We start from the raw sequence: 17,939 nt of genomic DNA, 5'->3' as shown, positions 1-17,939 counted from the left end.
GCGATGGACGCCACCGGCACCTTCTTCTCAATGCTGGAACCGTGCCATGGCCACCGAACGTCACGTCATCAAAACCTATCTCAACGACGAAGAGAAACAACGCATTGATCAGCTTGCGCATCAGATGCGGCTTTCGCGCTCGGAACTGCTTAAACGGCTATTGATGAACACCAAGCTGCCCAGTGCCGCTGACTTTGCAGCTTGGCAGGGCATTCGTGATCTGCTCAAGGTCAATGCCGATCAGGCGAGATTGGGCAACCTGTTTAAACTTGCTTTGGATGAGCCGCTTTCAGCAGATCTGCTCAAGAAGTTTGATGGTCTGGTCCGTGATATTGAAACAACCCAAGCAGACCTGAAGGTCGCCATTGGCGAGATCCGTGACCAGCTTCAGCCAAGCATTCGCAAGCAGGCCAAATCATGATCGCCACCAAGATCGGCAAAAAATCCGGTGTGCCGGATAATTACACCCGGCTTGGCGAGTACATTGCCGCAGCCGAGGAAAAAGGCGAGAAACTCCATCAGTTCTGGATCCGCAATTGCGATGCCGGCACAAATATCGAGGATCTGGATCTAGCCCTTTTGGAGATCGAGGCCGTTCGCCGTCAAAAGCCCGACATTGCCGACAAGACCTATCACCTTGTCGTTTCTTTTCGCCCTGGCGAGCAAGATAAACTGACCAAAACCGATCTGATGGCCATCGAGGCCGAATATGCCAAGGCGCTTGGCTACGGTGATCATCAGCGGGTGGCAGGCACGCATATTAATACCGATAATTTCCACATGCATATTGCCTTTAACAAAGTGCATCCGGAAACGCTCAAGGTCATCACACCACATCGGGATTTTAAGATTCTCGCCAAGGTTTCGCGCGAAATGGAGAAGAAATATGGTCTCGCCATTGATCCCGGCATGACCGATGGCAAAGAGCGCGACCCAAACACGCTGTCACCGGCTGCCCGGGACTATGAAGCACATACTTGGCAGGAATCATTCCAGCGGCATGTGCTGAAGCATCGTGAGGAAATTCTGAAGGGTTTGGGCAAGGCGAAGAACTGGCCGGAAGTGCACGAGGTTCTGGCGGGGTACGACATCAGCCTCAAACTGCGCGGCAATGGCATGGTTTTGATGAGCCCGGATGGGCAGGCGATGAAGGCCAGCCAGCTGGACCGAGCTTGCAGCAAGCAGAAACTTGAGGAACGGTTTGGGGTGTTTGAGGCCCGGCAACGCAAACCACGCGGCAAAGGTGAATATCTGACCAGAACGAAACGACGCTACAAGCCCCGACCTCTTGTTCGGCATCGCAACACTCCTGCCCTTTGGCGACGGTACCTTGGCAAGCGGAAAATCCTGTCCCCACAACTCAGTCTGATGGCACGGGCCTTGCGAAACTGGAAGATGTTTCTACTCATGGAGGCGCACCAAGATCCGTTGGCCATGGTTTTAATGGTGGCACATCGAGAAATGCTAGAGGTCCTATCAAACAAGCCTACATTCGTCCCAACAACTCCTCTCCAATCAAGAAAAGTACGCTCAGGTATGAGGCTTCGCTGAAGTGAGCCAAGCAACATTCAACACACCTAAACTCTTCACAAACTTTACCCAAATATAAAGTTTGCGTGGATGTCTAAGGCGGAGGGAAAGGTAAGGATCGCATCTGTCACTAATTGGACGTTGGCAAAGGCGGCAACCCAAGTTCCTTTAGGAACTTGTTGTGCCTTGCCGTTGCCTCGCGAATCTGTTTCTCGATCTCAACCATCTCCATCTGCGTAGCCGCCAGATCTATCTCTTCCTCAGGCACAGCTGTGCTGATGTAGCGGGAGATATTGAGGTTGTAACCCTCTTCGGCGATGCGTTCCATACTCACACGCTTGGAGTAACGTTCCTCTTCCTTGCGGAATTGGTATGTCGAAACGATTTTTCCAATATGATCCGGTGTGCCGCTCTCACCATCTCCAAGTTGGTTCTGGCGTTTGCCTTTCACGAAGTGCTCCGCAGCGTTGATGAAGAGCACGTCGTCCGGCTTCTTACACTTCTTGAGCACGAGGATGCAGACCGGGATACCGGTCGAGTAGAACAGGTTCGCAGGAAGGCCGATAACCGTGTCAATGTGACCGTCCTTTAACAGCTTGGTGCGAATGCGCTCTTCGGCACCTCCTCTGAAAAGTACGCCATGGGGCAGAATAATGGCCATTACGCCATCGTCTTTCAGGAAATGAAAGCCGTGCAATAGAAAGGCGAAATCCGCAGCAGATTTGGGCGCAACTCCATAGTTTTTGAACCTAACATCGTCGCCCATTGCGTCGGTCGGCTCCCAGCGCAGGCTAAAGGGCGGGTTCGCCACGACGGCATCGAAAGCGGGCTTCTTGGCCGGGTTCCGTTCACGGAGGATATCCCAGTCATTGGCCAGAGTGTCACCGTGAAAGACCTCAAACTCGGTGTCCTTCATCCCATGCAGTAACATATTCATGCGGGCGAGGTTGTAGGTCGTGATGTTGCTCTCCTGCCCGAAAATCTTGCCGATGCCATGAGGCCCCATGCGTTTTCGAACGTTGAGTAGCAGGGACCCCGAACCGCAGGCAAAGTCTAGAACACTTGCTAGTCGCTCTTTCTTACCAGTAGCGGGCTCCTGGCTGTCCAACGTCACGATTGCCGAAAGGATGTCCGATATCTGCTGCGGCGTGTAAAACTCACCCGCCTTCTTGCCAGAACCGGCGGCGAATTGGCCGATCAGGTACTCATAGGCGTCGCCCAGAGCATCAACCTTGGACGAAAATTCGGCCAACCCCCTTGCAATCTCGGCAATGATGGAACAGAGCTTCTTATTCTTGTCCGCCTGGGTCTTGCCCAGCTTCTCCGAATAAAGATTGATCTCCGAGAACAACCCACCGAAGGTGCTCTGGAAGGATTCATTCTCGATGTACTTGAAGCCCTCAGACAACGTAAGCAGCAGTTCATCGCTCTGCGTGCGAGCTAGGTTGGCGATGTTGTTCCACAAATACGGCGGCTGGATCACGTAATGCACTTTGCGGCGCATCTGCTTTTCGAAATCGGCCACGTCATTTGGATTGTCTTCGTACCATGCTTGCAGAGGCGTACTCGCGCCCGTGCGGGCGAGAACATCTTCCGGCAGATCGGGATAGTCCGTGCCCAACTCTCGCTTCGCCGCCGCTTCGTAGTTGTCAGAGAGGTAGCGCAAGAACAGGAAGGACAGCATGTAGTCGCGGAAGTCGTCCGCGTTCATCGCGCCCCGAAGCGCGTCGGCGATATTCCAGAGGGTCTTGCCGAGTTGTTTTTGAATTTGGTCGTTCATTGTGCGGGTGCTTCCTGGGGGACTGGTGCGGGTGCCGGAGCTGGTGGCCGGGCGGGTGCGTTGCCCGGCAGAGCGAACTCGAACCGGATGATGAATTCTCGAAGGATGCGGCGGAAGAGCTCCTTGTTGTCCTCGCCCATCTCGGTCGGTTCATGGATGGCATAGGCGCCGTGGCTCAGCAGGTTCAGGGCACGGTTGAACAGCGCCCTGTCTTCCTCGTTGTCCCGCGCCCTCAGGCAAAAGGCGATACTCGGGTGACCAAAGAAGGATGCTGTTTTCTCCATGACACTGCGCAGTGCGTTGAAGTGGTAGGTGTAGAGCTTGCCTTTCTTCGGATCAGCCGCCCGCTGCAATTCGGCGAGCGTCGCCACGTGGTGGAAGAAGGGCGTGTCTTCCGTCGCTTGAAGCAGGTAGGTGCCGTCACCGTTTGGCCGATGCAGGAAATAGCGCCGGTGAGCAACCGAAGGCGCGTCATCAATCTTCCGGCCGAGCTCGTTGCACATCACGTTGAAGAACAACGCGTGGTGCGAAGAAAAGATCACCTTGATGGGCGCAGGATTCCCGTCCGCATCCGTTCGCGTGGCCGCCCGGCGGAGGAGCTTGGCAAGATCACAGGCGACGGAAATCGCGTTGTTGTCGTCCAGCGACGAGATCGGGTCGTCGATGTAGAGGTACTTCTTCCCCTGATAGGACTCATGCCCATCCAGCATCCGTTCGCAGATGGCCATGAAGACGCACCAGATGAAGATGTTCTGTTCGCCGCGTGATACCTTGATGTTGGCCTCGCCGCCCTTGCTGAAGCTCACATAGTCCGGTTTGAACAGCGTCTCGCCTCCCTGCTCGATCTCCTTGTAGGTGAAGTCGAAATCGAAGTCGGCGTAACGGGATAGGTAGCGGGCGATGGTTTCGTCCAGCGCAAGCTCGGTCATCGCATCGAAGAATGACGACTGCTCATTCAATTGCAAATGCCGTACGCTATCTCCGTCAAGGTCATTTTCCCAGACAAACAAATCCTCTGTAAATGCATTAAAATAGAGAGTATCGGGGTTACCAGTCGGATTCTTTTTGCTTTTCCGCTTGCCTGCGTCCTTGAACTCCATCGACAGGCGTGTCTTGCCGGTTCGATTGTAGGCATAAATGAGTACCAACGAGGTTAGCTTAGTGGGGTTGTTCAGATCGTCACGAAGCCGGGTTACCAGAGTCTTCAGGTTCTTGAAGGTTCCCATACGTCAACCCCTCCCCATCTGAGGAAAAAGCTGCTGCATCAGGCCCTTCTTGTGGGTCCTGAGAGTGTCGAGCTTTCGGTCCTCGGCGGCAATTAGGTCGTCTAGCGAAGTGAGACAATCAGCTATCCGCTGTTGTTCGCGGGGCTCTGGAATCAGGGCTATATACGATAGTAGGGCAACTCGATTAATTTTTGGAATTTTGCCTCGTTCGGAATTTCGCCTAGCGTGCTCCAGAAAATTATCAGATAGAAGCAAATACAGCAGATAGCCTCGGAGCAACCTGTCGTCTGAAGGGCGAACTGGGTATATGTCAGCGCTGCAAATACCATTGAAGTCTGGCGCCGCAACCTTGTTCAACGCAGGCCGGATCTTCGAGTAAAGGATGTCTTCTTCGTCGAAGACATAGTTCCCGCTCGCAATGCCCTTTTCGCCGGCGGTCTTTACGTTCACCAATTTGCCGGTGTTGGCCTCTATGTTCTCGCTGCCGATCTGCAGCAGGCTTCGGTATGGCATTTTTGTCGGGTCAACTTGACCGGAAGCAACCGCAAGGATTTGACCCAAGGATATTTCTCTCCAATCCCCTACCTCTTCGAACTCCGGGAACCGGAGTCGGGGTTGGGTTTGGCCTTCCTGGGGGAAAAGCTGCTGCATCAGGCCTTTTTTGTGGGCCCTCATCGAGTCCACCTTCCGCCTCTGCACCTCGATCAGCGCATCCGCAGAGTTCAGACAGTCGGCGATCCTTTGCTGTTCCTCGAGCGAGTTTGATCCGGCTGGGACCGGCACTGGCAACGCCATAAGATCATTGTTGCTAACGCGTAGAGAGCCATGGGCACGGGCACCAACTTCAATGAACTTACGTAACCACCGACCGTGCAAATTACCGAGAAACAGATAATTCAGATATTGGGGCGACAGGGAATCGCCCTTGATACGAAAACACGTGAAGATACTGTTCGGAACTGCAGCAAGCTCCTCACCTGTGTAGAGAGCAACAAAGCCTTCTGGATATTCCTTGGTCGCACTCTTGTTGTAGGCAAAGTCGTGCTTCTTGAGCAGTAGGTAATTCTTGTACGCGGTGCCCGCAATTATGCGTCCGAACTTTTCCATCTGGCTCACCAAGCCGACGCCAGATGTGATGCTCATCGGTATGCAAGTGTTATCCCGCACTTTCTCAGTGCTGATCTTGGCAACCGAGGCCAGAGGCACGGTGGTCCATGGCCCCTCATGCTGAAACTCGACAAAGCGGAGCTCGGGCTCTAAGGCGGCCTCACCTCTCATTGTGTTCTTGGATTTGACTTTACTGGTCATAAGCGCTTAGCCCCGAAATCTCGCGCCCACCGGCCCGCTTAATCAGCAACGGCATCAGGTCCGCCATTAGGTCCAACTCCTTTACCCTTCGCGCCTTCCAGTTCAGCCCAAGGGGTTCCATCAGGTCAGTCAGGGCTTCACCATCAAAAATCATGCGTTGCAGGATGGTGTCGACAAAGTCTTGGAGCGCGTCGTTTGTTAACCCATGTTTGCTCGCAATGCTTGCCAGTTCCGCCGTATTTTTTTCTGCCTTGAAGCGGCTGTACCCATCTCGGATAGCCTTCTCACTCAGGCCTTCTCCCGCCTTCAACGTGGCTATGTAGGCGGTGATATCCTCGCGCTCATCCATAAACTTGGCATCGGACTGGATCAACCCAATCAGCTCCTCCCGGCTCATCTTCTGCTTACCAGGCGATGCTTCGGAATAGCGGGCGATCAGACCCATGATATAGTCATAATCGATGACGGCAGAGGCGAAGAGGACGAACTCGAAATCCAGCTCGTCGACTTCCTGCGTCGGCTTATCCACGCCCTTGCCCTGCTGGGCCCTGAGCCGCTGGGCAGTTTCCAGATAGGCACCACGGAAACCCAGAAGGTTGTCGCGCGGCAGTACCTGTTCTATCGCTGCTGCGTTTTCCGGGGTCAAGTCGGTGTACTGGTCAAGCTGGGTCTTAAGTCGCTGGACTTCCTTGAAATGCTCGACAAAGGCCGCACGGGCGGCATCGCCCTTAAGATTGGGTACAGCATCTGGCGCGCAATCAAGGCCCTGCGACTTCATGAAGGCGGCAAGTTTCTGGACGCCAGCTTCCAGCTTCTGGATGACCACAGGGGCCTTGTCCACCAGCCAGATTTCACGGGCCTTTTCGGCAGCTGCCTCGCCCGAGAAGAGGGCTATAGCAGCATCGACCGCATCCTGCTGCTGCCGGAAGTCCAGGATATTCCCGTAGGGTTTGGTCGCGTTCAGCACGCGGTTGGTTCGCGAGAAGGCCTGGATAAGGCCGTGGTGCTTAAGGTTCTTATCAACATAGAGCGTATTCAGGAACTTGGAGTCGAAGCCCGTGAGCAGCATGTCCACGACGATAGTAATGTCGATCTTGTGGTGTGGCACATTGGGATAGGCCTTTCTGAGATCGGCATCGGGCCACTGCTGATCTTTAATGCGCTTCTGCACGTCTTGATAATAGAGATCAAACTCACCGATCTTGTGGTTGGTGCCATAATGAGCGTTGTAGTCAGCAAGGATGGCCTTCAGGGCTTCCTTCTTCTTCTCCGGCTCGACGGCGTTGTCTTCCTTTTCCTGCGGCAGGTCTTCCTGAATCTGCTTCACATCAGGATCGCCCTCGGCAGGTGGCGAGAAGACGCAAGCGATATTCAGCGGCTGGAAGCTGGGATTAGCGGCTTGCTTCTCGGCCTGCATAGCTTTGAAGAGGGCATGATATTCAATCGCGTCATTAATCGAGGCTGTAGCGAGCAAGGCATTGAACCGGCGTTGACCGGTGGCCGCATCGTGTTTGTCCAGGATAGCCTCGATGACGGCCCGCTTCGCGAGCGGTTCGCCCGGCTTCGGCAGCGTTTTGCCCTGTGGCTTGAAGTAGTCGACATGGAACCGAAGGACGTTTCCGTCATCAATAGCGTGCGTGATGGTGTAAGTGTGAAGCCGTTCCTGGAAGAGGTCTTCCGTCGTCTTCATGCTGGCCTGTGTGCCTTCAATCTTCTGCTGGGCCGCGTTCCGGTCGAATATCGGCGTTCCGGTAAAGCCGAAGAGTTGGGCGCGCGGGAAGAACTCTTTGATGGCTTTGTGGTTCTCGCCGAACTGCGAGCGATGGCATTCGTCGAAGATAAAGGCAATGCGTTTGTTACGAAGGGGCTCCAGCTGCTCCTTGAAGCTTTTCTTGCCATCTTTCTTTTGCTTCTTGTTGCGCTTGCTGTTTTCGTCCAGCGCGAGGCCCAGCTTCTGGATCGTGCAAACGATCACCTTGTCTGCATAGTCGTCCGAGAGCAGGCGGCGGACGAGGGACGCGGTACTGGTATTCTCCTCGACGCAACCTTCCTGGAACTTATTAAACTCCTCGCGCGTCTGTCGATCCAGGTCTTTGCGGTCCACGACAAAGAGGCACTTTTCAATATCCGGATTATCTTTCAGAAGTGTTGAGGCTTTGAAGGAGGTGAGCGTCTTACCGCTACCGGTAGTGTGCCAGATGTAACCATTGCCACTGTCTTGGGCAATTGTGTCGACAATGGCCTTCACCGCGTAGACCTGATACGGACGCATCATCATGAGCTTCTGTTCGCTTGCAACGAGGACCATGTAACGGCTGATGGTCTGGCCTAGTGTGCATTTGGCGAGAAAGGTCTCGGCGAAACTGTCGAGATAGCCGATCTTCTTGTTATTCACATCGGCAAATTCATAGACCGGCAGAAAGCGTTCCTCCGCATTGAAGGCGAAATGGCCGGTGTTGTTGTTTGCAAAATAGAACGTGCTATCGCGATTACTGACAATGAAGAGCTGAAGGAAGCACAGAAGTGTCTTGGAGTAACCGTTTCCAGGATCGTTCTTGTAGTCGACAATTTGTTCCATCGCCCTGCGGGGGCTAATGCCAAGGGACTTCAATTCAATTTGGACAGTTGGAACGCCGTTGATCAGAAGTAGGACATCATATCGATGGTGGCTGTTATCAGTATTGATACGGAGCTGATTGATCACCTCGAAGGTGTTTTTGCACCAGTCCCTGATATTCACGAGAGTGTAGTTGAGCGGCGTTCCATCATCTCGAGTAAAGTTGTTGCGCTCGCGAAGGGTACGGGCAGCAGTGAAGACATCAGGCGTGACTATTTCTTCCAGAAGACGCTTAAATTCGCCATCAGTAAGCGCAACCCGGTTCAAGGACTCGAATTTCAGCCTGAAGTTAGCTTCAAGAGCCGCTCGATCACGAATGTCTGGACGATATTCGTATTTGAGGGTACCGAGTTTCGAGATCAAGGCTTCTTCAAGATCGCGTTCGGGCGTACTCGTCACCATTGCAGAAAATCACTCTATTTAATCCAGCCCAGAAGCAAAAAGATTCCTGACCGGCAATATCAATTTGTGCAGAGGTTAGCTCTAACACTTCGAATGTGAATAACAGTGTAATTAAGAACGAATTAGTCGCGTCATATACCTTTTATGGCAGGTTAGCGCTCATTTGCCCGGTTTCCATAGCAGTAACAATCCTCAAAACAAGTCATTCATACATAACGCAAAGTACGCCACTTTTAATTAAGAGCTATTCTAACCACCATAACAAATTTATGCCTTTCGTTGAGCATGGCACCGCCATGCGAATAAGCAGGAAGCCCGTTCGGGCTGTTTGGTGGGCCCACCGAACCTATCCTGCCCCCATCACGACAGGTGAAAGTTGTGCCATCTCGTGCACCATCATGCACTCTTTTGCATTTTCGTGCAATCTTATGCACTCTCATGCAATCACATGCAGCGCCTTGTATTTACAGCATTTTCTTAACTATCTATTCTTACGAGAAGACAGCGTTTTACCCTTGCGCATGAGCAACCCCGAAAGGTAATCAATTTGATTCAACCTTCGAGGACACAATCAGTGCATGTAGCAATCTACGCCCGCCACTCGACCGACAAACAGGAAACCAGCACGCAAGACCAGATCCGGCGCTGTCGCGAATATTGCAGCGCAAAGGGCTATCATGTTGCTGATGTATTTTTTGATGAAGGCATATCGGGCTCCCATCTTGCGAACCGCCCTGGTATTGGTGCACTTCTGGTTGCTGCTCTGGATGGTAAATTCGAAGGCGTGATTGCCGAAGACCTAAGCCGGATTAGCCGCGACCAAGCTGACACCGCCAACTTCTTCAAGAAGATGGTGTTCCTCGGTGTGCCGGTTGAAACCGTAAGCGATGGATTGATCAACGAGCTTCATATTGGCCTGAAAAGCACCATGAATGCGCTCTACCTCAAAGACCTGTCCGACAAAACCCACCGGGGCGTCGTTGCTGCGGTCCTACGTGGCGGCGTGCCTGGTGGCCAGCTTTATGGGTATGACCTCATTCACGCGCTTGACGAATTCGGAGAACCTATTCGCGGCAAGCGCAAGGTTAACCAAGAGCAAGCCGCAATTATCCGAGAAATTTTTGAATACTATGCAGAAGGCCGGAAGCTCAAACATATTTGCGATGATCTCAATCGCCAGGGCATAGATTCTCCCAAAGGTGGAAAATGGGCACCATCAAGCCTTGTCGGATCATTTGTCCGGCAAACAGGAATGCTGCGCCAAACGCTCTATAACGGCTTTGTCACTTTCAATAAGCTGCAGTATCGAAAGCATCCTGAAAACGGGAAACGCTTATCTATCGTTCGACCAGAAAAGGAATGGATAACCGTTCCAATTCCTGAACTTGCCATCCTCAAAGAAGAAACCTTCCTGAAGGTTCAAAAGGCACTGGATGAGCGCTCCAGCATGCACATGCAGCGCAAGCTAATACCCGCCGTCATGACCGACGAGGAAAGACGCGACAAATCAATCCGTCGTTCCAAAGAATGGCGACGCAATCAGGCCGTGGGTAATAAACGCGCCAATGCCGTCTTCGGCGGAAAGCTCTATTGCGGCGAGCATGATCAGAAAATCACCGCAACTTACGCAAAGCATTATTCCTGCCCTATTAAAGGCTGCGCGAACAGGAACCTGCATTATGACGAAGTCATCAAGCTTGTTTTGGATGCCATATCAAATCTTGATGAAGCGAAGATTATTGAACATTTTGAAGGCGACGAACTACGCAACATTCGAGCTCATCACACTCAGGAAATAACACGCCTCACAACGCAACTTGAAAAGCTGCGCGCTGGCATGAACAAGGTTATCGACGCTCTTGGTCCCGATGCCCGCTCAAATGAGATACGTGTATTTTTTGACGACAAAGCCGAACAGATCCAACGAACGAAACTCGACCTCGCCCAGCATAAGCGGGCGATTGCAGACAATGCTTCTCCGAAAAAACTGGATACCATTGTCAAGCATCACCAAAACTTGGTGGCCAGACTTGCTATATGGTCTCGAGATCCTAGCGCGGTAAACCTGTTACGTCAGGTCATTCTCAAACTTACAATCACGACCAACAAAGCAGGAAGAAAGTCGGAACGACTGCGCACATGCACTGCGGACTTTGACTTCCCTGCTATAGTTTCCTCCCCAAAGAAGACATAGATAAATCGGCAAAATTCTGCCTATCACATTGCAAAGCCATTTTGGCGACAACACAGAATCGCAGACGTGCAAAAATCATCCGAATTGGCTCAGCCTAGTATCGAGAAATTCTAGAATCGCAGCCCTCAACGAGTAAACACCAACTTCCTACCCTATATCTAATTGAACTGTGTAGAGCATACGCGTCCCCGCAACCAATAATATCAACGGCATAGCAGTAAAATGCTAAGCCGTTTTATGTGCTGGGCTACCTTGGGGCTACCATCAGGGTTAAGTTTTATGCAAGTTTGGGGAGGGGATGTGATGTCTGCTTACCACCCAATACCCGACTTAATGGAGTTGTTCTGAGATTGGCTATTTGTAGCCAGACGTGGACATCTGTGTTCTTCAAATATCTCATTTTCTCATCAGGGGGTTGTGACCGATTTAGCACAAAGGGGAGGTTGTGCGTTCAGTTTACTCTGAGAGGATATACCAGTTGGCATGGATTCTGATGTCGTCCGCCGGAGTGTCGCATGAGGTGTGACGTGAGCCCCGTTTTCTCTTTCTTTATTGGTGGAGTCCATCAATCGAAGAAGAGATAGAGGTGAAGCACTTAGGGTTCGCGGAAGAACATATCATCGGGATCGCGGGGCAGAAGACGACGGACGTTTACAGCCGGGATGGCGTCTCGGAAGGCAAATTCGACAATTGGCTTTCATACATCGGAGGGGGCGCCAAAGGTATTGAATATTTCTGCCTGAATTACACGGCGAACCGCTTTTTCCGCCGATTCTCGACTGCCAAAATACCTAACAAGTTTTCGCCATCGCTCTACTCTATTGCCCTCTTTCCGAAAAGCTGCGCTGTTAAAATCCTCAAGCTGTGCTTCATTGGCAGCCTGGGTGACGAACGGATCAAACTCGTGCGCGTCCCAAGAAGTCCGTTTTTCGCTTTCATAGTCGCGCCACAATTCCTGGCGGTCGCTCTCGTCCTCGCTCCGCAGCCTCCACCCATCCTGAAACTCACACAGCACCTCGTCCATACTTTTTATCAGCGCTTTGCTACACTTTTCCCAACTGCACGGTTTACCACCATTCTCCATTGTCCAGATTTCATAATATCGCTTCGTTTGAGCATCTGTGGAAGAGCTTGAAAGAAGATTGTGCGCGTGTACGGTTCGCGCACATTGGACAAAATATTTTACTTCTTTATACTTTTCTGCCGCTTGCGGCCGTGCGCGAAGAAGCTTTCCCGAGAACCTGATAAAGGGTCCCGTCTCATTAAAGAGAACGTAGCACCACGCAACCGTTTTTATGAAATAGAGCTCATCGAACGGCTGTTGCGGAACGTCGACGGAAATCTCATGTATCTCTCGACTACCGATGTTCTCGGCACAGACGTCCCTAAGAGAGTCGATCTTCTGCAACAGGTTTTCAAACACCGCCACCGCTCCCCCTAACGTAACTCGTCGGCAATTGGGCCAAGGTAGTTAAATGCAATGGCAAATTTTTTGATTTCTGTGCCGATAGAGACATTCTGTATCCAGCGCCCTTCAACCAAGTCGATTTTCCGATTGAGTTCTCGAACGTGTACGGACCACCGATTGTCTCCGATCTGCCTTTCGACGATGCCGCTGTAGGCTATTGGCTGTTTTTCATCGTCTGTAATGACGTTTCTTCGCAAAACCCTTTTTCCTTCAACATACTCCGTGTCCTGTGCCAGTTGGCGGAATTTCTGGATGGCACCGGCTTCGTCGCCTGTTAGCCAGTTGAGAACGGCATGGAGATACCTGAACTTCGGCGACAAATCCTTTCCTGACGCGGTAGAAAGGTCCGTGAGGACATCAAGGATCTGCGCGCGGTCCGTATCTGCGAATGGGAGAGGTTGGCGCAACCCCCTAAATAACCATTCCCCCGTCTTCCACAGCCACAGGCAATTGAGCAGAAGCCACAAGCACCTTGGGTCATCGAAAACATACTCACTGTTTTGCAGCAAATAATCCGACGCCGCTTTTGCCTGATTGAGTTGCGCGTTAGTTACCGCCGCCTCCATTGCATTCCGCTGTGGAGCCAAACTTTTGGCCCGGAAGTAGTAGCCCACTGTGGAACCGGCATTAGCCAAGGCGTCAAAGGCCTCTTCGCTCAGTGTCTCGTTCTCAAGGAGCTCTGCCGAACGGAGCCTTTGCCTCTGGAAGACTTCCATCTGGCCAAACTCGAGTTCTTCTTCGCTAACCATGTCGATGGACGATATAATATCGGCGCGCAACTCCGCCTCTCTCTCGAGGCCCAAGTTGGGTTTTGATTCTAGTATTTGGATGGGGATCCAAAGTGAGATGTCGATCGGATGATACGTATCGACCCTTCCCGTTGCGTTTCGGGCTGCCTCTCGCGCCGCAAGATAATGTGCCCAAACCAAATCGGCAGGCTTTTTGTTTTTTGAAGCAGTCGTTGCGAGGTAGCCATATGTCGCCGCACGTTCAACCCAAAGGTAGTCGATTGTTCTTCGCGCCGCGCGCAAACTGTTCTTAGGAGATGAAATGTCTGTCAACGCCTCCTCTACTGCCTCACGCGCTTCATCCAAAAGCTGCCACTGATCGTCGTCCGGTATCTTGGAACTGTTATTTCGAATGAAATGACGGCGCAAAGTCGCTTCCTGCAGCATTAAGCGCGCGCTCCTCACGCCTCGGTCCTTTCGGAGGGATGTCAATGCAGCAGCAATCTCACCATATGTGTCTTGGTATCGGGTGCCGAGGGGCCCATCGGGACCCAATGCATAAACAATATCGGCGACGAACCGCGCCTCTTCTCCACCTTCCGTTCCAGCGCGTGTGGCACTCGCGATCAGTTCGAGAATTTTTCTGCTTTCCTGAACGGGGCCTCCGATTCTTTGATCGCAGATAAGCTGCGCCTCCACCTGCAACCGCGCCCCCACGAGGAGCTGATCGTCGCTATTGTCGTGGTAACGCCATCGAAATAAGTCATACCCCTCAAACAGATCGCGGATTAACTCCGTGTCGAGACCCGAATGCGAGACCAAGCTTTTGGACAACAAGGCCCGCAGGACGAGATTGATCGGCACCCATCTATGCAATCTGGAACAGACCATAATGTAGTCAATCAGTTTAACTGCAGAATCGCTTTCTTCGTCGGTGGTGGGGGCCTGCTGAAGGATAGGCACCTTTGTGTTGTATCCCGCTTGCAGAAAGGCATGCGCCATATCCGTCAGCCGCTTTGCTGACCTTTTCTCTTTCCCTCGCTCACGGACTGTTCTTTCCGTGCGACGAGCCTCCAGGCCCAGCCCTCGCGCCAAGCGCGCGCGGCTTTGCGGTAACATCCAAAAGAAATACGCAAGTGCGTGTTCGGAGTTAGCAGACTGTACTTTGAAATCTATATCAAGACCGTTACTTTGTACCAAGGTGACCATAGCGTCACGCTCATCTGGACTCAAGACAGGGGTGACGCTGATCAGTCGCCCGTCATGACGGTTCATCGCGAGTTCTGAGACGTATGACGTGCCGACGATAACGATTCTGTGTCCGCGGCTTCGGAAGCTCTCAAGCAACGCATCATATCTTTTTGGCGCATCCAGTGCATCGACAATCAGCACTGTCACTTGGTTAAGCTTATCGACTTCCGTCAAGAACGGCGCGACTTCGACGGCTTGGGGAACCCGATCGCGAGCAAACAAAACTGCGGCCAATCTATCACTCCGGATGGTCGATGCCAGACGGTAAAGTGCTACAGATTTTCCGATCCCAGATTGTCCACTGAGTACGATCGCCCCTTTTTCATTTGCATGGTTAACGATCGCCTTCCCGACAGTCTTCCATAGGTCGTCTTCAAAATCCCTCTTGATTGCGAAGCCGCGCCGCACACCATTCAACAGCGGGCGAATACTCGATGGTATCGAGTGGAAGAGCGCGAACTTTTCGAGCTGTTCCGCCTCGTTAACTGGCTGAAGCGGGTCCAACCAAGCATCGTCGATAATGGAAGCTGACGATTCCGTGCTGAGGCGCATGCTCGGCGTGGTAACTAACTTTTGCCCATCTGCGAACGACACAATTCCCGGCTCGTTCCAGGAATGCAATTTCGCCGAACCATTTAGGGCCTCTGCTTCCGCAATCGCGGTGCCGAGAGAACGCTCGTCGCGAAGAATAATTCCTGATTCGACAAGCTCTGAGAAAAACTCTGCGTCGTCACCCTCAAACTCTGGATCCGGTCCATACCAAAGAACACTCTGAGTCGGGGCCATACTCAGTTGCCCGATAAGGTCGCTCAGGTTGAGCCAATCCGACCCTGACCGCAGCCCGTCAATGACGATAATCCCAAGAGGAGTGGCCACATCGAACAAAGTGTTCAGCATGGGCGTTGCATGCTGCGCATGGCGCGCCCTCAACGCCAGCTTGGATATCGGCGGCTGGAACTGTCCGGCACCGGTCATGCCATAGAGATAATAAAGACGAGGCCGGAGCTTGCTTCGAGTCACAGGAGGCGGAGGATCGCCGACCAAGATAGTTTCCGGTTGACGGCCATCCGTTTCGAATAGATTTCTAAGAATCGGATCAATCGACGACGTAAAGACGGCAGAAAAATGCGCATCGGAAATCGCCGTCAGTTCTATCGGCGGGCTGCGCCTTTCGAAACGTTCGTTGAGCCAATCGTAGAATTCCGCGTCAATCTTTCCCTTTGAGAAAAGATCATTCCAAGACGATCCGTCAATTTGAAGCCTTTCAAGAGCTTTCAGGCAAATGCGGTCCGCTTCCTCCGGCTCGTGCCCCAAGGACTGCCCCAAAATCGCAACGATCGGTACGTCCGTAGATATGGCGTCCTCGAGAATGGCCTGGGCCATCGACACACCAGGATTTCCTACCCCGCTCAAGTTTTCCATACCCATCTCATCCTTAAGTAACTCTTGGTCATGTAGATAAAGCCAAACCCATGCCACAAAGGACAAGCTTAAACATTAGGTTCAGGCACGAAATGCTCCACAAAATTATTTGTGCATAGTCGCTTTTTTTCGTTGGACGTGCCAACAAAAACTCAAACTGAATAGCCCCTGGAATTGTAGACACCCAATAGCCTATAAATTGAGGCAAGGAGAAGATCATGAGCACCTCCCGATTTACCGAAGATTTCAAGATTGACGCGATCAAGAAGATTGATCAACTTTCGCAGGAAAATCATAGGAGCAAAACAGGTTCCAAACTGAAGGCTGGCTTGGAAGTAGCTCAAGCGCTTGCTGGCGACAAAGACGTTCTTAATACGCTACAGAGTGCCCGAAAGAAATGACGGCCCCCGAGCTGCGGTTCGTCGATCAAGCTATACGCTGCGTTCCCGTCGCACCGGCCATTCGTTGTAACTGCTCAACTAAGAAACACAGCAAAGTCTGCAGAGCGGACGCTGCTGAGTTTGGAAAATGTGGCGTTTCGTCCATTTACACACGTTCAATGGCCTTTCGTTCGGGCTCAGGTCAGCATTTAAGCTGCGGGCAGAAGATAGATTTTGGCTACTAATCATGCGTCTGCGGGGCTTAAAATAAGAGGAGCTGGTTACACAAATGACTCCACAACAAACAACTCCACATGAGTTGACTTAATCATACGTTAGCCCTTTCACCACAAGGCCACGTTGCCCCGCGTGCTTACGTATTTCCGTAAGCAGATGATACTGAGCCGTATCGCGAACGCAACGATTGTTCGCTGACAGCAGCAACGTATCTCCCATCAATGAGGCCTTAATCTTGGACAGCCAGGCCCCTGGATTTCGACACCCAGAGAGTTCCCGTTTAGAAATTACCTCACATATCTCCCGCCATGCTGGTGGTGCGTCTGCGTCACAAACTTTCGGCCATCGAGGACCTTCATCATCTAATGGCGTACTCGCCTGCAGACCATCAAGAACATCCAAGATCGCCAGACGCGAAGGTCTTTTCCCCTTCTGTCGTAAACCGTTTAGCTCCAGCGTAACCGCGTCGATGCCTACACGCTCAATCGCCTCATTCACACGCAAACAAGCATTCGCCAATGTCCATGGCTCGGAACACATTCGCTGCCATTCCCTGGCTAAAATCAAACATTGATCATCGACGGCAGGAAGGACGGTGGCACCGGCGCCAGAAACAGTATTCGCCTGTTCCCTTTCATCCGTGTTTTCTTCTTTATCCGTGTTCATCTTATTGGAACCGGCACCATGTGCCGGTTTACCAGCGGAATCTGATGCCGGTTTAAGGGAACCAGATGCCGGTTTAGACCCAAGACCGACCAGCTGATACGCATTGCGATTACGAAGTCTGCCAAACGCCCGGCTCAGCTTTACAACTAACCCAAGGTCTGCCAAACGCTTGAGCGACTGACGCACCTTGCGATCAGACAGACTTGTCTCATGTGCAAGTGTTTCTATCTTGGGGAAGCATGCCTGCGTCCGATCATTGACGTGCGATGCCAGAACGACGGCGACACAGATCTCAGCTGTCGTCAAATCCGGATGATGTAAGATCTTTGTCTGCACCCAGTGCCAACGGGCAACGGCAGATGTTCCGACCGGTGCTGAAGGCTCAGCGACCGCGCCAGTTTGAGCTTCGGAATATGAAGATGTCATGTGTGGTATCGGCAGAGTTCAAACATCGCATTTGCACTTGACAAAGCGATCCCGTCGCCTAAACTTTACCTCAGATTTCAAGCAGAGGGCAGTTTAAGCCTTTTCAGAAACCCGTTGGTGCCAGCCGACGGGTTTTTTCTTTATCTATTTGAAAAGTCCGGGAAAAATGAAACTCGGTAGTGCCGCCTCCTCTGTTAGAGGCATGCACCCGAACTTTTTCTCTTGTTTCGCGAATCCGTCGAGTCTATATCTCAAAACTCAACGGATCGGAAAGAGTGGTTGCGGGGAGAGGATTTGAACCTCT

11 protein-coding genes are annotated in these 17,939 nt (G+C 52.1%); 4 read left to right on the top strand and 7 right to left on the bottom strand.

Annotated features, from left to right (window positions below; translation table 11 throughout):
• Positions 1–46 precede the first annotated feature (46 nt).
• Together COO92_RS21610 and traI are read left to right on the top strand one after the other, a co-directional pair.
• Entirely contained in the window at positions 47–421 is a 375-nt protein-coding gene (locus tag COO92_RS21610) for a plasmid mobilization protein (protein ID WP_101305007.1), read from the top strand.
• The gene (gene traI / locus COO92_RS21605; protein WP_240626555.1) at positions 418–1,551 is read left to right on the top strand and encodes a TraI/MobA(P) family conjugative relaxase; all 1,134 of its coding nucleotides are present in this window, start codon (positions 418–420) and stop codon (positions 1,549–1,551) included. The genes COO92_RS21610 and traI overlap by 4 nt, the downstream gene beginning before the upstream one ends.
• Before the next feature lie 109 nt (positions 1,552–1,660).
• On the opposite strand, the gene COO92_RS21600 is transcribed toward traI, so the two are convergent.
• Genes COO92_RS21600 through COO92_RS21585 form a run of 4 tightly spaced genes read right to left on the bottom strand, consistent with a single transcriptional unit; the run spans position 1,661 to position 8,863 of the window.
• Positions 1,661–3,310, bottom strand: coding sequence for a type I restriction-modification system subunit M (locus tag COO92_RS21600; RefSeq protein WP_101305006.1), 1,650 nt, complete (start codon positions 3,308–3,310; stop codon positions 1,661–1,663).
• Positions 3,307–4,536, bottom strand: a complete 1,230-nt coding sequence (locus COO92_RS21595) for an ATP-binding protein (RefSeq protein WP_101305005.1) — start codon at positions 4,534–4,536, stop codon at positions 3,307–3,309. Before COO92_RS21595 ends, COO92_RS21600 begins: the two co-directional genes overlap by 4 nt.
• 3 nt (positions 4,537–4,539) lie before the next feature.
• Positions 4,540–5,844, bottom strand: a complete 1,305-nt coding sequence (locus COO92_RS21590) for a restriction endonuclease subunit S (protein ID WP_101305004.1) — start codon at positions 5,842–5,844, stop codon at positions 4,540–4,542.
• Positions 5,834–8,863 carry a type I restriction endonuclease subunit R gene (locus COO92_RS21585; protein ID WP_101305003.1) on the bottom strand — a complete coding sequence of 1,010 codons (3,030 nt, stop codon included), beginning with the start codon at positions 8,861–8,863 and terminating at the stop codon, positions 5,834–5,836. The genes COO92_RS21590 and COO92_RS21585 overlap by 11 nt, the downstream gene beginning before the upstream one ends.
• Before the next feature lie 574 nt (positions 8,864–9,437).
• Here COO92_RS21585 and COO92_RS21580 point away from each other — a divergent pair.
• Positions 9,438–11,057 (top strand): recombinase family protein, encoded by a 1,620-nt coding sequence (locus COO92_RS21580; protein WP_133125113.1) that lies wholly within the window; start codon positions 9,438–9,440, stop codon positions 11,055–11,057.
• Between the two features lie 697 nt (positions 11,058–11,754).
• Here the strand turns inward: COO92_RS21580 and COO92_RS21575 are convergent.
• Together COO92_RS21575 and COO92_RS21570 are read right to left on the bottom strand one after the other, a co-directional pair.
• The gene (locus tag COO92_RS21575; RefSeq protein WP_133125112.1) at positions 11,755–12,480 is read right to left on the bottom strand and encodes a hypothetical protein; all 726 of its coding nucleotides are present in this window, start codon (positions 12,478–12,480) and stop codon (positions 11,755–11,757) included.
• A gap of 14 nt (positions 12,481–12,494) precedes the next feature.
• A complete protein-coding gene (locus COO92_RS21570; protein WP_101305000.1) occupies positions 12,495–15,926 on the bottom strand; it encodes a hypothetical protein in 3,432 nt (1,143 codons plus the stop codon).
• 218 nt (positions 15,927–16,144) lie between these two features.
• On the opposite strand from COO92_RS21570, the gene COO92_RS21560 reads away from it, so the two are divergent.
• Positions 16,145–16,327, top strand: coding sequence for a hypothetical protein (locus COO92_RS21560; RefSeq protein WP_101304998.1), 183 nt, complete (start codon positions 16,145–16,147; stop codon positions 16,325–16,327).
• Positions 16,328–16,630: 303 nt separating this feature from the next.
• On the opposite strand, the gene COO92_RS21555 is transcribed toward COO92_RS21560, so the two are convergent.
• Positions 16,631–17,635 carry a helix-turn-helix domain-containing protein gene (locus COO92_RS21555; protein WP_101304997.1) on the bottom strand — a complete coding sequence of 335 codons (1,005 nt, stop codon included), beginning with the start codon at positions 17,633–17,635 and terminating at the stop codon, positions 16,631–16,633.
• Between the last annotated feature and the right edge of the window lie 304 nt (positions 17,636–17,939).

Source organism: Thalassospira lohafexi (assembly GCF_002844275.1).
In the GTDB taxonomy this organism is placed as follows: Bacteria; Pseudomonadota; Alphaproteobacteria; order Rhodospirillales; family Thalassospiraceae; genus Thalassospira; species Thalassospira lohafexi.
Note: the sequence above shows the minus strand (reverse complement) of the source record. Positions and strands in the feature narration are given on the sequence as shown.